The organism is Streptomyces sp. NPDC040622, from assembly GCF_055593965.1.
This window is the reverse complement of sequence record NZ_JBVIXD010000003.1, coordinates 645,444-660,091: the sequence shown is the minus strand read 5'-3', so window position 1 is coordinate 660,091 and position 14,648 is coordinate 645,444. Positions and strand designations below refer to the sequence as shown.

General features: G+C 71.7%; 7 protein-coding genes, 2 tRNA genes and 2 pseudogenes. 7 read left to right on the top strand and 4 right to left on the bottom strand.

Annotated features, from left to right (window positions below; all coding sequences use genetic code 11):
* Positions 1-57 precede the first annotated feature (57 nt).
* Positions 58-1,323, bottom strand: coding sequence for a glycosyltransferase (locus tag ACZ592_RS11395; RefSeq protein WP_471581272.1), 1,266 nt, complete (start codon positions 1,321-1,323; stop codon positions 58-60).
* A 386-nt stretch (positions 1,324-1,709) separates the two neighbouring features.
* Between ACZ592_RS11395 and ACZ592_RS11390 the strand changes: the two genes are divergently transcribed.
* The 4 genes and pseudogenes from ACZ592_RS11390 to ACZ592_RS11375 all read left to right on the top strand — a co-directional run.
* On the top strand, positions 1,710-2,453 hold the full coding sequence (locus ACZ592_RS11390; RefSeq protein WP_471581271.1) for a GAF and ANTAR domain-containing protein: 744 nt from the start codon (positions 1,710-1,712) through the stop codon (positions 2,451-2,453).
* Between the two features lie 73 nt (positions 2,454-2,526).
* Entirely contained in the window at positions 2,527-3,255 is a 729-nt protein-coding gene (locus ACZ592_RS11385) for an ANTAR domain-containing protein (protein ID WP_471581270.1), read from the top strand.
* A gap of 2,493 nt (positions 3,256-5,748) precedes the next feature.
* The gene (locus ACZ592_RS11380) at positions 5,749-6,204 is read left to right on the top strand and encodes an XRE family transcriptional regulator (RefSeq protein ID WP_471581269.1); all 456 of its coding nucleotides are present in this window, start codon (positions 5,749-5,751) and stop codon (positions 6,202-6,204) included.
* 20 nt (positions 6,205-6,224) lie between these two features.
* Positions 6,225-6,425, top strand: a pseudogene (locus ACZ592_RS11375) (site-specific integrase); the annotation flags it as partial.
* Between the two features lie 76 nt (positions 6,426-6,501).
* Here ACZ592_RS11375 and ACZ592_RS11370 read toward each other — a convergent pair.
* Both ACZ592_RS11370 and ACZ592_RS11365 read right to left on the bottom strand, forming a co-directional pair.
* Positions 6,502-6,574, bottom strand: a tRNA-Arg gene (locus ACZ592_RS11370).
* A gap of 218 nt (positions 6,575-6,792) precedes the next feature.
* Positions 6,793-6,883: transfer RNA gene (locus tag ACZ592_RS11365), tRNA-Ser, on the bottom strand.
* Between the two features lie 234 nt (positions 6,884-7,117).
* Between ACZ592_RS11365 and ACZ592_RS11360 the strand changes: the two genes are divergently transcribed.
* From ACZ592_RS11360 to ACZ592_RS11350, 3 genes and pseudogenes are all read left to right on the top strand, one after another.
* Positions 7,118-7,540 carry an SSI family serine proteinase inhibitor gene (locus tag ACZ592_RS11360; RefSeq protein ID WP_471581268.1) on the top strand — a complete coding sequence of 141 codons (423 nt, stop codon included), beginning with the start codon at positions 7,118-7,120 and terminating at the stop codon, positions 7,538-7,540.
* Between the two features lie 167 nt (positions 7,541-7,707).
* Positions 7,708-12,291: a PAS domain-containing protein gene (locus ACZ592_RS11355; RefSeq protein WP_471581267.1), complete on the top strand. Its 4,584-nt coding sequence runs from the start codon at positions 7,708-7,710 to the stop codon at positions 12,289-12,291.
* 198 nt (positions 12,292-12,489) lie between these two features.
* A pseudogene (locus ACZ592_RS11350) lies at positions 12,490-12,842 on the top strand (MFS transporter); the annotation flags it as partial.
* A gap of 66 nt (positions 12,843-12,908) precedes the next feature.
* Here ACZ592_RS11350 and ACZ592_RS11345 read toward each other — a convergent pair.
* The gene (locus ACZ592_RS11345; protein WP_471581266.1) at positions 12,909-14,558 is read right to left on the bottom strand and encodes a long-chain fatty acid--CoA ligase; all 1,650 of its coding nucleotides are present in this window, start codon (positions 14,556-14,558) and stop codon (positions 12,909-12,911) included.
* Positions 14,559-14,648 lie beyond the last annotated feature (90 nt).

Here is a 14,648-nt window from a genome sequence, read left to right as displayed (position 1 = left end):
GTCCGACCAGCCGTCCGGCCAGGTGTCCGACCGGTCGGACACCTGGCCGGACCAGGTTCACACGGACACGCGCGACTCTCCCGCGGCCACCAGGTCGAACAACAGTTTGGCGGCCACCTCCGTCCCGTCCGCACGGACCTCCCCCGCCACGGCCCGCGCCCGCTCGCCGGTCCGGGGCGCAAGGGCCGTCTCCAGCGCCGCCGACAGGGACGCCACGGTCGGCGTCGGCCCGTCGTGCGCCACCCCGATGCCGAGCTCCGCGACCCGTTCCGCCCAGTACGGCTGGTCCGCGATCTGCGCCACCACCACCTGGGGCGCGCCGGCCCGGGCGGCCGTCGTGGTCGTGCCCGCGCCGCCGTGGTGCACGACGGCGGCCACGCGGCGGAACAGCTCCTGCTGGTTGACCTCGCCGACCGCGAAACAGTCGTCCTGGTCGTCGGTGAGCGCCAGGTCGGCCCAGCCCCGGGAGAGGAGCACCCGGCGGCCTTGCGCGCGCACCGCGTCGACGGCGGCCCGTGCGACGTCCTGCGCGTCCCGCAGGGGCATGCTGCCGAAGCCGACGTACACCGGCGCCTCCCCGGCGGCGAGGAAGGCCTCCAGGTCGTCGGGGAGCGGCCGTTCGTCGGGCCTGATCCAGACCCCGGTCTGCGCCACGTCGAGCTCCGCCGTCTCCTGCCACGGAGCCAGCACCGGATCCGCGGCGAGCCACGGGTGATCGGTGAAGACGTGGTCGCGGGCGCTGTCCACCGGGAGCAGGCCGACCGACTCCCGGTGGGTGTTGATCGCCTCGCGGAACAGCTCGTTCATGTGGTCGCCGTTCATGTCCCACAGCGCCCGGTTGTCGGTCACGTCCGCCGGGGCCGTCCGGCCCGGCCACGCGAGCGGCGGATGGTGCGGGGAGGGCAGGTAGGTCGGGAAGTACGACACGAAGACGTACGGGATGCCCGCCTTCTCGGCGACGGCCCGCGCGGCGGCCGCGGCGGGGAGCAGCCCGGTCGCCACCACGGCGTCGAACCCCTCGGTCGCGGCGGCCTCCTCGGCCACCGCGGCGACCGGTTCGTACGTCGAGGCGATCATCTCGGCCGCGCGCTGGGGCAGCGTCTTCGGCGGGTGCGGCTTCGTCCCTGTCATCTCCCCGCTCGCCATCGCACGCACCGAAGGCCCCAGGGCGACGGTCGGGAACCCGAAGCCGTCGAGCAGCTCCGCGAAGTCCGGCGGCGTGCACATCTGCACGTACGCCCCCGCGTCCCGCAGGCGCATCGCGAGCCCCACCATCGGCTCGACGTCCCCGCGCGACCCGTACGACAGCAACAGCACACGCATTCAGCGACTCCCATGTCCGCGGTTCCAGTGGTTGCCATGGTTCCCGTGGTTCCTGCGGTTCCAGGGAACCCGGCTCCCTGGCTTCCTGGCTTCCTGGCTTCGGCGAGCGATTCTGCGGCCGGACGGGGGTCTTGCCGCAAGCCCCCCGCTGAGCTATAAGTTGAAAGTGGAAAGGAGTGAGTCACCCTCCTTCCCCTCTGGCTTCTCCTCTCCGTCCGTCCGGACATCCCTCCCGTGCACGTCAGCGTCGTACGGTCGGCGTCGCCGCGCCTCTTCACCCTCGCGTGCCCTGGCCAAGCCGGGCAAAGAGGCGAAGACTGGGCGCACCACGGGACGTTCACCCGTATGACAGTGGCGCCACTATCACTCCTGGAGGTGGTGGGGGCATGGGCGAACTGCTGCGCGAGGAGCAGCTGTCGGCGGCGTTCGTCGACCTCGCCGACACTCTGGTGCGGGACTTCGACGTCATCGGCTTCCTCCACCTGCTCACCGAGCACTGCGTGGCCCTGCTGGACGTGGCGGCGGCCGGGGTGCTGCTCGCGACACCCGGCGGACAGCTGATCGACGCGGCGGCGTCGGACGAACGCACCCGCCTGCTGGAGGTGGCGGGCACCGAGTGGGACGAAGGCCCCTGCAGGGACTGTTTCCTGGGCGAGAAACCGATCGCCGACGTCCCGCTGGCCACGGAGGCGGCCCGGATCCGGTGGCCCCGGTTCGCACAGCGGGCCGTGCGGACCGGTTTCACCTCCGTGGTGGCGTGCCCGCTCCGGCTGCACCGGCAGGTGATCGGCGCCCTGAACCTCTTCCGGGACCGGCCGGGGCCACTCGCAGACGTCGACCTGAGACTCGGCCGGGCCCTGGCCGACACGGCCACCATCGGTGTGCTGCAACAGCGCGCAGTGAGTGAGCAGATGACAGTGACCGCACAACTCCAGACGGCCCTGGACAGCCGGATCATCATCGAGCAGGCCAAGGGATATCTGGCGCACCGCCGCGGCACGGGCGTCGAGGAGGCGTTCGTACAGATGCGCCACTACGCCCGCAGCCACCGGATGCGGCTCACCGAGGTCGCCCGCCAGGTGCTGCAGGGCACCGCCGACACGGCGCTCTTCACCCGGCCCGACCGGTGAGGCGCCGGCCCACCGGCGTCGTCCGGTGGGCTCCTCACCCGATTCGCACGGCGCCCGGAAGGGAACGAGTCCGGTGACCCACCAGGTGATGGCCGACTATCTGCGCGCCCTCGGCTCGCACACCGGGCCCGGCCTGGCGCCGCTGCCGCTGGCGGCCTGCGCCGACATGCTGGGCCTCGACGGCCTGGGCCTGCTGCTCTCCCCGGGCGGCCACGCGCCCCAGCTCCTGCAGTGCTTCGGCGAGCGCACCCTGGCCCTGGAGGACCTGCAGCAGGTCCAGGGCCAGGGACCGAGCGTGGACGCGGTCCGCCACGGCGCCCTCCTGCTGCTGCCCGACGTCGCCGACGCCTCCGCGTTCGCGCCGAGCCGCTGGCCCGGGCTGCCCGCGGCCGTCGAGGCGCTGGAAGTGCGCGCGATGTTCTCCTTCCCGCTGCGCATCGGGATCATCGCGCTCGGGGCACTCACCGGCCACCGCACCCGGCCGGGATCGATGTCCACCGGGCAACTCACCGACGCCTTCGGCCTGGTCGACACCATCTCGCAGATCACCATCGCGACCGCGGCCCGGCCCGAGCTGTCGCGGACCCCGCTCCTGGACGAGCCCGGCCTCTACTTCGCCGAGGTCCACCAGGCCACCGGCATGCTCGCGGCCCAGCTGGAAGCCCCCTGCGACCACGCCCTGATCCGCCTGCGCGGCCACGCCTTCAGCAACGACCGCCCCCTCCTGGACGTGGCCCGTGACGTCCTGGCACGCCGGCTCCACCTGGACGACAGCGGCCGTGACCCGCCGGGGGGCGGGTGACGCGGAACTCCTCACGCCGAGCCCGGCGAAACAACACAAAAGCCAGAGGCCCCGTGGATTCCTCCACGGGGCCTCTGGACCGATGTGCACTCGGCAGGATTCGAACCTGCAACCTTCTGATCCGTAGCTCTATGTGGAGCGGTCAACGTCGGTCAGAACGGGCGTAGCGCAGTCCTAGGCGGACGACACCGTGCGCAAACGGTTGCTGTGGTTGCGGTACTTCGTTGCTGTACGGCACCCCCCAAAAAGGAGAGTGAGGGTTGCCGCCGCATCTGCGTAGGCTCCAACGATCTCCCCGATAGGGGCTGATACGAGCACAATGATGACGATGACCGTGACTAGCCACGGTCGGACACCAGGGTTTGACACACACTGCGGGGTAAGGGACACACTCATGTTGGGCCTCTCGAAGGTTCAGGACCCGTCCCTACCGTTCACGCCTAGGAACCTGTTCGGTATGGGCGGGTCAACTCTGTTCGGACTGACTCAGCGTGAACTCGCTGTGCCGATTCGCGCATTCGATCTGAGGTTTTCGGGAATGAACTGGGGCGATTCGGGCTTTCTGGTCAGCTGTGACGACCCTACTCTCGGGGAAGATTCCGGCCATGCCGATTCGGCAAGCACCCCGAGGTGCCGAGTGGCGCGGCGCCGAATCTAGTCTTAAGAGTCATGACCTGCATTTTTGTAGCTACAAAGACCCCCCACGACCTGGGGGATCTCTATGCGCACTTGCGCCGCACTTGCACTATGGGATCTCATACGCGAGCACCGAGAAGCGACATAGTGCACATAAAGGGGCAGGATTTCCAGCTCAAAAACGCCCCTTTCTCAGCCGCCTACCAACACGGGCAGGTCCACACTCGCCACCGATCTCCCAGGATCCTTTGCCTGTTCTCACCGATCTCGCGGGGAAGCTAGCGCGACAAGGGCAGGCTCTTTCATGTCCCGGTCCATGTTGAGGCAACCGGACCCCGGGGCGGCAATTGCAACTGGGGGGCCTCCTGGAAGTAGTTCACCCCAACGCGTTGGGGTGTCAATATTGAAAACCTCCGGCCGACCTAGAGCCCTGACCTGCACGAACGTAATTCAGGCACGAGTCCATACCATGAGCCGCTGGCATCTCGACAAGGGCAATGCCTGCTTTGCTGCCGTATGCCAATGAATGTCTCAGCATCGCTTATGCCATAGCTTTACTAAATGGCGTAGATGGAGTACGTCATTCGGCTTCTATCGGTTGGCGGCTCTGAGGGTATTTCGGCGGAGGCAGACGGCGCGGTCGGCGGAGCGGCTTTGGGCGGGAGCTGCCATGGGGCGAGTGATCATGGCCCCGTAAGCTCATGGCGAGTCGGGCGGTCTGTGGACCTGCCCGTTAAAGCACGACGTTGGGGCCATGATCTTCGAGGCTCGCCCCATGGTGGCTGCCTAAAGCCGTGGAGCCGACCGCCCCAGCCACGGGGCAACGGCCCAGGTAGCGGGTTTGCCCGCCGGGTACCGCCGCCGCGATCCGGCCTTATCGGTAACACAAAGCTGTCCCTGGCCTGCTGTGCGGCACTCCCCTGTGCCCTATGGCTCCGTGCTTGGTTTTGGCCGCTGCCGGGGCGACGGACGGACGGCGCGCGCAGCTGGTGGCGGAGACATGGAAGCGGCGGGCGGCGGCCGGCCGGCGCCCCCGCGCTGTGCGCGGCCCCTCGGTCCTTGGATCGATCCCGACTTCGTTGGGTGGCGCGTGCCTGGTGGTCTTGATGGGGGTGTTCTTCGGCGTGCGCTTCTCGGGCCTACGGATGCTGCTGGTTCTTCTTCCCTCCCTAGGTCGGATCGCGGCGGCGGTACCCGGCGGGCTTCTCCCGCGTCACCAGGGACGGAAGACCCAGGCCAGAGGTGGTTGAAGCTCGCGGCTGACTCTGGCGGCCGCGAGCGCAGCGAGCCTTGATTGAGTAGGGAAACTCTGTCCGCGCTACCCCCTCGTGGGGCCTCCTGACGGTCGCCTTGGCCTTGCGGTAGGCCGCTTACCTGCTGCTTCGCAGCGGTCCTGAATTGGCATATTCGTCTCTGCCGAATCGATGTGTCCCGAGTGGGACGGTCGGGCAGTATCGAGACATGTCCAATCGGCGAAGTAGGCAGCGGCGCAAGCCAGTTGGGGCGAAACGACAGTCGAGGCCCCACGTACCTGTGGACCAGTTCGGCACCGAAACCACGAGCACGCCTGAGGAGCAGCGAGCGGCAGCAGTGCGAAGTCTCGTGGAGCCTGGAGAGCGCCGCCGGATGCTGGCCCAGGAGCTGGCGGAAGTAGAAGCCGGGCTACGCCCCGCCGTGCTGGCTGCCGTGAGTGCCGGCGTTCCGTACCGGCGCCTGGAAGAGCTGACGGGTATCCCTCGCGCCACGGTCGCCCGTTGGGCGAAGGCTGACGGGGTCCTGAACGCTTGAGTCCGTAGAGAGAAGACGGGCCGCATCCGGTGCGAGCGGACGCGGCCCAACCGATTCGAAGGAGTAGCCATGGCGAATCGATCCACGCTCATCATGCCCGAGCGGCCTGACGTTTCCCCTCCAGAGCAGCCCTTGAGGTACGACCTCAGGGCTCCGGACACGCCGCTGGGCAGGGCACGGCTTGAGCGGGAGTGGTCACGCGCCAAGGCGGTCAGGGCCCTGAGTCTCGTCGCGGAGCGGTGGGGCTGGGAGGTTGCCGCGGAGGCATCCCTGAAGGTCATGTACCACCGGTGGGAACACGAAGCGGTCCGTCCGGGCAAGACCTATCAGGTGCTGCTCTGCTCGGTATTTCGCAGGACCCCCGACGAGCTTGGGTTCGTCGAACAGTCCCCGTGTGCGGGTGAAGCGGCACTCCTGGCGCGTATCAGCGCCCTTGAATCCATGGTTCAGCAACTGCTCCGGGAGCGCAGTGATCGATTGACGCCATCAGGAATCACTGCAGGTGAGACAGGGTTAACACCCTAGTTAACCCCGGGTGGATGGAGCGGGCCCGTCGCGCCAGCCTCCGTGCGATCCCGCTGCGGAACACCGGCACACGTACAGCTCGCTCCTGGTCGCCCCGAAGGTGGCGCAGCCTTCGGCACTCGCAGATCGCCATGACGATGGAGGTCTACGCGGAAGCGAGCGAGGAAGAAGTGCGCTCGGCACTCGACCAGCTGTCCGGCGCGATGGACGCCACCGGCTGAGGCGGTTGCGGTACTTCGCTGCTGTACGGGCAACGCAAGAGGCCCCCGGATGATCTCCGGGGGCCTCTCACCTGTGTGCACTCGGCAGGATTCGAACCTGCAACCTTCTGATCCGTAGTCAGATGCTCTATCCGTTAAGCTACGAGTGCTTGTTTTTCTTTTGTTTCTATCTTCGCTCCCCGGCCCTTCGGCCCGTTCGCGGCGACAGGAAGAACATTACATGACTGCCGCCGCCATGTGAAATCCGTTTGCCCGACCCCTTGTGAGCTGCGGAAACGGCCCCTGACGCGGCATATGTGCCGACCGCGGGTACCCCTGTACGCGCCGAAGCCCCGGTCCGTGCGGACCGGGGCTTCGGATCTTGCTGCGGAGGCGGAGGGATTTGAACCCTCGATGGGATTTAAGTCCCAAACCGCATTAGCAGTGCGGCGCCATAGACCGGACTAGGCGACGCCTCCAGCTTGCACACCTGCGCGAGCGCGGGGTGCGTGCAGATGATGACACAGCCAGGCGGCGTGTCACCAATCAGCGGCCTCCACGGTACTAGTCACGCGCCCCGCAGGGCAAAGCGTTACGCCGCACCGCAACGTTGCGCGGCGCGCGGCGTTAGTCCGGTAGAGCCACCCGTCCCAGGGACCACCCGGCCCCAAGGCCCCGTCCCGCCGTTCCCCGTACTTCCCGTGGAGCCCGAAATGCTGCGTCGTCTCGTCCTCACCGCCGTCGCCTCCGCCGCCGCGCTGTCCGCCCTGCCGGCCGCCGCCCACGCCACCACGCCCGGCCCGGCCCCGATCGACCGCCTCACCGTGACGGTCGCCGGATCCGGGGGCACCGGCGACGGGACGTACGTACTGGAGTGCCACCCCACGGGCGGCACCCACCCGGACGCGGCGGCCGCCTGCGAGCGGCTCGAAGGGGTCACGGTCTACGGGACCGACCCGTTCGCGCCCGTGCCGGACGACACCATGTGCACGATGCAGTACGGCGGACCGGCCACCGCGCACATCACGGGAACCTGGCAGGGGCGGCCCGTGGACGCGACGTACGACCGCAGCAACGGCTGCGAGATCTCGCGCTGGGACGGCCTCGTACCGGTGCTCCCCGCGACCTCCGCGTGACCAGGACATACCGAAAACTCACACCTTCTGCGTGCGACCTCCCTCTCATCCGGCATCGCGCGCACAACCACTCCCCGTAGACTCACTCCCGTGACACGCCACGGGCCGAGGGGCAAGATGGCCTGAGCGAGTCGGCAAGAAGCGGTAATCAGGGAGGAAGCGTCGTCGTGAGCAGCAGGCCATCCCGAGGCGCTGCTCGCCTCGCAGCCATACTCGACGCGCTCCCGGACGCGCTGGTCCTCGTCAACGCCAACGGCACCGTCGTGAACGCCAACGCGATCGCGCTGGAGGCGTTCGAGACGCCGGGGACCGCGCTCGTGGGGCGCGGTCTGCTCGATCTGCTGCCGGAGTTCGACTCCCGGCTGATCCCCGGGTCCATGCGGCGCCCGGACACCATCGACGAGCGCGGGCGCACCAAGCCGACGCGGATGATGGCGCGGCGCACGGACGGCAGCGAGTTCCCCGTCGAGGTCACCAGCTCACCGCTGGAGGACGGCAGGACGGCGTACGACGCCCATGGGTACACCGGCGACGAGTTGCTCATGCTCGTCGTGCGCGACCTGTCGGGCACCGTGGACACCGAGGCCGAGCTGGCGCGTTCGCAGCGGCAGACCGAGATGATCCTGCGGGCCGCGGCCGAGGGCGTCGTCGGCACGGACACCGACGGCCGGGTCGTCCTGGTCAATCCGGCCGCCGCCCAGATACTCGGCTTCCGGGCCAGCGACCTCGGCGGGCAGGAACTGCACCCGCTGGTCCTGCACTCCCGGGCCGACGGCGAGCCCTTCCCGTACGAGGAGTCCCCGCTCGCCGACACCCTGCGCTCCGGGCGCAAGCACCGGGTGCGCGGGCAGGTCCTGTGGTCCAAGAGCGGCGCCAAGGTGCCCGTCGACCTGACGACGTCGCCGGTGCGCGACGGGGACCAACTGGTCGGCGCGGTGATGACGTTCACCGACCGCAGGCCCTACGACGAGCTGGCCGAGAAGCACGAGGCCGCCCTCGCGCGGCACGCGGAGGAGCTCGCGGCCGCCGCCGAGCAGCGCGCCGGGGAGATCAGGGCCGCCGAGGAGCAGCGGGCCGAGGAGCTCGCCGCCGAGCAGGAGCGGTACGCGGCACTCGCCGAGCGCGAGAAGGACCGCTTCGAGGAGCTGGCCGAGCGCGAGAAGACGCGGTACGACGAGCTGGCCGCCCGGCACGAGCAGCTGCTCGCCGTCCTCGGCTCGTCCCTGCGCGGGCCCCTGGACGAGCTGCGCCGCGAGCTGTCCGCGCTCGCCTCGGACGACGCCGGCCAGCTGTGGCCCGAGGCCAACCAGGTCCTGCACCACCTCTCGGCCGGGTACGCCCGGATGACGACCCTCGTCGACAACGTCCTCGGCTTCCAGCTGCTCGACGCCGGTGACGAACAGCTCTCCCGTACGACGGTCCTGCTCGACGCGGTCGTCGCCGCCGGCGTGGAGGGCGCGGTCGAGCTGATCGGCCCCGGGCGCGCGCAGTTCGCGGTGCACGCGCCGCCGATCGAGCTCACGGTCGACGCGGGACGGCTCGCCACGGCACTCGCGCACCTCGTCGCGGACGTGGCCGGGATCGACGCGACCGGCAACACGCGCGTGGGGCTGGCTCCCGGCGTCGTGCCCGGTGGCTACGTGGACTCGACGATCGTGGTGGCCGCGGCCCAGCGCGGCGAGGTCGTCCGCATCGAGGTGCGGGGTCCTTACGCCGGGGGAGACCCCGTGCACGAGCCGATCGTGCGGGGCATCGTGCGGGCGCACGGAGGCGTGCTGCAGACGCACGAGGTGCCGGGCATGAGCGGCAGCGCGTACGTACTTGAGGTGCCGATCGGGGCCGGTTCTACGGACTCCGCGGGTTCTGCGGGGTCTGTGGGTTCTACGGGGTCTGTGGGCCCTGCGGATCCTGTGGGCTCTGCGGGCCCTGCGGGTTATGTGGGTCCTGCGGGTTCTTTGGGCTCTACGGAGCGTGGCGGTTCGGGGGCGGCTTCTACGGAGGCGGTGCTTTCGGGGGCAGTGCCTTCAGGGGCCGTGCCTCCAGGGGCAGTGCCTTCGGGGGCCGTGCCTCCAGGGGCAGTGCCTTCAGGGGCGCCCGGTGCCGGGCCCGGCACCGGGCCCGGTGGTTCCGTTGTGGTGCCGGAGCAGGCGTCGGGCGCTTCGGGCGGCGGGCGTCGGCGGGCCCGGCGTTCCTCGGTCGACTCCTTCCTGGAGAGTGCGGTTCCGGGGGGCGCGAGCTCGTCCCTCTCCGCCGGCCCCTCCGCACCTTCCGGCCCCTCCGCCCCCGCTGTCGGTACGGAGAGCGGTGGCGTCGACGCCACCGCGGGTCCCGCGCCGACCGGTACGGGGCGGCGCAGGGGACGGCGCGCGGCGGAGGCCGCGCCCGAGAACGTCGGCGGTTCCGTGGCCACCGAGCTGGTCCTCGGCCCGGGGAACGGTCCCGGGAACGGACCGGCGGAGGGCCCCGGTGCGGGCGACCCGTCCTCGGAGACGTCGGGCGGCCCGGCCGGTGGCGGTACCGGACGGCGACGCGGCCGGCCGAGCGCCGCCGAGGGCTCCGTGATGACGGCCGCCGAACACGCTGCCGGGTCGGCCGCGTTGGGCGAGACGGTGCCGCCGCAGGGCGTCCCCGTGCCCGCCGAAGGGGCCGGGCGTCGTGCGCGGAGGGCCGGCGAGCGGCACGCGCTGCCCGCGCTGGCCTCCGGTTCGGCGGAGACCTCTGGCGGCGTTCCGGGCACGGAGCTCGCCGCGGTGGAGTCCGGACACGGCGACGCCGCGCGGCCCACGGGTCGGCGGGCACGGCGTGCGCTGGCCGCCGCCAAGGAGCGGGCCGCGGCGGAGGAGGCGAACAGCGGACGCGTCTTCGCGCTGCCGCCCGCCACGGCGGACCGCGCACCCGGCCAGGGGGACGCGCCGGGGCAGCGGGTCCCCGGGCAACAGGTCCCCGGGCACCACGCCCCGGCCGTACGCGGCGCCGACGACGACCACACGCCGCCGCAGCCCCACCCGACGCAGGCTCCGACGGGCCACCGCGCCCCGGCGCAGGGGGCGCCCGCACCGGCGGCCCAGGGGACGCCCCCGCAGGGGACCCCCGCTCCGGGCCATCAGGGCTCCGGGAACGAGCCCCAGGGCGGCCAGGCCGGCCAGGGTGCCGGAACCGGGCCGCTGCCCGCGCCGCAGCCGTGGCCCGACGGCACCACGCCGCCCGGCGGAGTGCCCGCGCAGGCCCGCGGCACCGCGCTCCCGCCCGAGCGCGCCGACCGCGCTGAGCACGCCGACCGCGCAGACCGCGGTGGGCCGGCCAGGGCGGCCCAGCCGCTGCCCGCGGAGGCCGGGACCGGTGACCCCAACTCGACGCAGGGGCGCGCGTTCAGCGTGCGCACGCTCGGGCAGGGCGTGCCGTTCGGCCAGCAGATCACCGATCAGCAGGGCGGGGCGCAGGGCGGTACGGCCGTACCCGGGCAGGGCCCGCACCCCCCGCGGAACGCCCGGATCCCGCAGTCGCCGCAGCCCCCGCTGCCGCCCCAGGCTCAGCGGCCCGAGGGACCCGAGCAGGCCGCGCAGACCTCGCAGACCTCGCAGGGGCGATCGCGGGTGGCGGGTCCGATGCCCGCGCCGGAGGCCTCCGGCGAGTCGCCGCAGCAGGCCCAGGGACAGGGGCAGGCCCAGGGACAGGGGCAGGCCCAGGGGCAGAGTCAGGGTCAGGGCTCGCAGTCGCACACGCTCGGGGGGTCCGGGCGTCGGCGCAGGCTGGCCACGCCACCCGAGCCCACGGCCGACGAGCGCCCCGAGGCATCGGCGCGCCCGCACCCGCAGGCCCAGTCGCAGCCCCAGGCCCAGGCCCAGGCCCAGTCGCACACTCCGGCGCACCCGCAGTCCCGCATCGCGTCCGCGACCGAGGGCACCGGGCGGTCGTACGCGATCGGCGCACCGGACCAGGACGCCGACGAGGGTCCCGAGCCGCTGGACGGCCCCGGTGGCGCCGTCGAGGTCGCGAACCAGCCGCACCCCCGGCCGATGGACGACGAGTTGCCGCCCGAGCCGCTGGACAACCCGCGTCGGCTGCTGGTGTGGCCCGCGCCCGACGTGACCACGCAGCAGGCGCTCAGCGACCGCGGCTACCGTCCGGTGATCGTGCACTCGCGGGAGGAGGTCGACGCGCAGATCGCGGCGTTCCCCGCGGCGCTCTTCGTCGACCCGCTGACCGGTCCCATCACGCGCACCGCGCTGCAGTCGCTGCGGCAGGCCGCGGTGGCCGCCGAGGTGCCCGTGCTGGTGACGGCGGGGCTCGGCCAGGCGACGCGGGAGGCGGCGTACGGCGCCGACCCCGCCGTACTCCTGAAGGCGCTCGCGCCGCGCGACAGCGAGCAGCACCCGCCGCGCGTCCTGCTCATCGAGGAGCACGAGGAGATCGCGCTCGCCCTGACCGCGACGCTGGAGCGGCGCGGCATGCAGGTCGCGCGGGCCGAGAGCGACGCGGACGCGGTGACGCTCGCGGCCCAGATGCGGCCGAACCTCGTGGTGATGGACCTGCTCCAGGTGCGCCGCCGCAGGGCCGGGATCGTGGACTGGCTGCGCGCGAACGGGCAGTTGAACCGCACGCCGCTGGTCGTCTACACGGCGGCCGTCGACGACACGGAGCTCCCCAAGCTCGCGGCGGGCGAGACCGTGCTGTTCCTGGCGGAGCGGTCCACCAGCGGCGAGGTGCAGGACCGGATCGTGGACCTGCTGGCGAAGATCGGCACGAACTAGCGGCGGCCGGCGGGGGTTGGCCGAGGTCGGCCGAGGTCGGCCGGGGGTGCCGCGACTGGCCGCGCGCGGCGGCCGGGACGTGAACGGGCTGCCGTCGGCCAGGCCGTTGTCCGCCGCACCGCCGCCTTGATCGAGGCGCGCGGCCGCTCGCGATCGTCGCCCTCGTCCTCGCCCTCGTCCTCGTCCCCGACCAGGACCCGCCGCAGGCTCGTCGCGGCGCCCTCCCTCGTCACGGCGGTGGCGTCCGCCGCGACGGTCGTGCCGAGGCTGCTCGTACCACTGGTCGCAGAGCGGGCGCCCGCGCACCGGCGGGCCAGCCGTGCCGCGGCGGCCCGGCAGCCGGCCTGTTCACGGGCAGCGTCACGACCTGTGTCCTCGTCGGCCTCGGCGGCCAGGCCTTCGGGGGGCGTTACGTCTTCGTGGGTGCCGCCGTCCTCACGGCGCCGCTCCGGCTCGCTGCCGCCGCCGTACTGCCCGCCGAGCACCGCCGCCGGCGGTCAGGACCGCTCTTCGCGGGGCTCGCCCGGCTGCCGGGCGCGGTGCGGGGCTCGGGGACAGCCGGTCCGGCCGGTCCCGCGGGTCCCGCCGGTCCCGCCGGTCCCGCCGGTCCCGTCGCGTCAGAGCCGCGTGACGTCCAGCTCGCCGTCCGCGTACTGCCTGCGCAGCACCTTCTTGTCGAACTTGCCGACGCTGGTCTTCGGTACGGCGGGGATGATCGCCCAGCGCTCGGGAAGCTGCCACTTGGCGACGCTGCCGGCGAGGAAGTCGCGCAGAGCGGCGTAGTCGGCGGTCGCGTTCTCCTTCAGCACGACCGTGGCGAGCGGGCGTTCGCCCCACTTGTCGTCGGGCACGGCGACGACCGCGGCCTCGGCGACGTCCGGGTGGGACATGAGGGCGTTCTCCAGGTCGACCGACGAGATCCACTCGCCGCCGGACTTGATGACGTCCTTGGCCCGGTCGGTGAGGGTCAGGAAGCCGTCGGGGGTGATCACGCCGACATCGCCGGTCTTCAGCCAGCCGTCCTCGCTGAACTTGTCCTCGGGCCGGAGGGCTTCGCCGCCCGCGCCGCCGAAGTAGGCGCCCGCGATCCAGGGGCCGCGCACCTCCAGCTCACCGGCGGACTCGCCGTCCCACGGCAGGTGTTCGCCGCCGGGTCCGACCAGCCGGCCCTCGACCGAGGCGGGGAAGCGGCCCTGCGTGAGCCGGTAGCCGAACTCCTCGTCGGTGCCGACGGCGTGGGCCGGCGGGCGGGCGACCGTGCCGAGCGGCGACGTCTCCGTCATGCCCCAGGCGTGGCAGACCCGCATGCCGAGCCGGTCGAAGGCCTCCATCAGGGAGGGCGGGCAGGCCGAGCCGCCGATGGTGACCTGGCCGAGCGAGCTGACGTCACGGGGCTTCGCGGTGAGCTCGGCGAGCAGGCCCTGCCAGATGGTGGGGACGGCGGCCGCGTGCGTGGGGCGCTCCGACTCGATCATCTCGGCGAGCGGGGCGGGCTGCAGGAAGCGGTCCGGCATCAGCATGTTGACGCCGGTCATGAGGGTGGCGTGCGGCAGCCCCCAGGCGTTGACGTGGAACTGCGGGACGACGACCAGCGAGGTGTCCGAGTCCGTCAGACCCATCGACTGGGTCATGTTGACCTGCATGGAGTGCAGGTAGATGGAGCGGTGCGAGTAGACGACGCCCTTGGGGTCGCCGGTGGTGCCGGAGGTGTAGCACATGGCGGCCGCGGCACGCTCGTCGAGCTCGGGCCAGTCGTAGACGGTGGGCTTGCCGGCTATCAGGTCCTCGTACTCGTGCACCTGCGCGTGGCAGCCCGCAAGGAGGGAACGGTCGCCGGGGCCCGAGACCACCAGGTGCTCGACCGTGGTCAGCTGCGGGAGGAGCGGCGCGAGCAGGCCGAGGAGGGAGCCGTTGACGATGAGGACGCGGTCGGCCGCGTGGTGGGCGATCCACACCAGCTGCTCCGCGGGCAGCCGCAGGTTCAGGGTGTGCAGCACGGCGCCCATACAGGGCACCGCGAAGTAGGCCTCGACGTGCTCGGCGTTGTTCCACATGAAGGTCGCCACGCGCTCGTCGTCCGCGACACCGAGGTCCTCGCGCAGGGCGTGGGCGAGCTGGGCCGTGCGCTCACCGAGCTCGCGGTAACTGCGGCGCTGGGGCGCGCCGTCCCCGGTCCAGGTCGTGACCTGCGAGGTCCCGTGCACGGTCATGCCGTGCCGGAGGATGCGGGTGACGGTCAGCGGTACGTCCTGCATCGTGCTCAGCACGGCGTCCTCCTGGGGCGACATCGCCTACGCGGCAGTAAGGGTTGCGCTGATTCTGCGCGCATACCGCTTGGTATGTCACTACTCCAGGGG

Bases quoted from the DNA above. Each gene is read 5' to 3' on its own strand.
- ACZ592_RS11360 (WP_471581268.1), top strand. From the start codon at position 7,118: ATGCTGCGTCGTCTCGTCCTCACCGCCGTCGCCTCCGCCGCCGCGCTG.
- ACZ592_RS11380 (WP_471581269.1), top strand. From the start codon at position 5,749: ATGGCGAATCGATCCACGCTCATCATGCCCGAGCGGCCTGACGTTTCC.
- ACZ592_RS11390 (WP_471581271.1), top strand. From the start codon at position 1,710: ATGGGCGAACTGCTGCGCGAGGAGCAGCTGTCGGCGGCGTTCGTCGAC.
- ACZ592_RS11395 (WP_471581272.1), bottom strand. From the start codon at position 1,323: ATGCGTGTGCTGTTGCTGTCGTACGGGTCGCGCGGGGACGTCGAGCCG.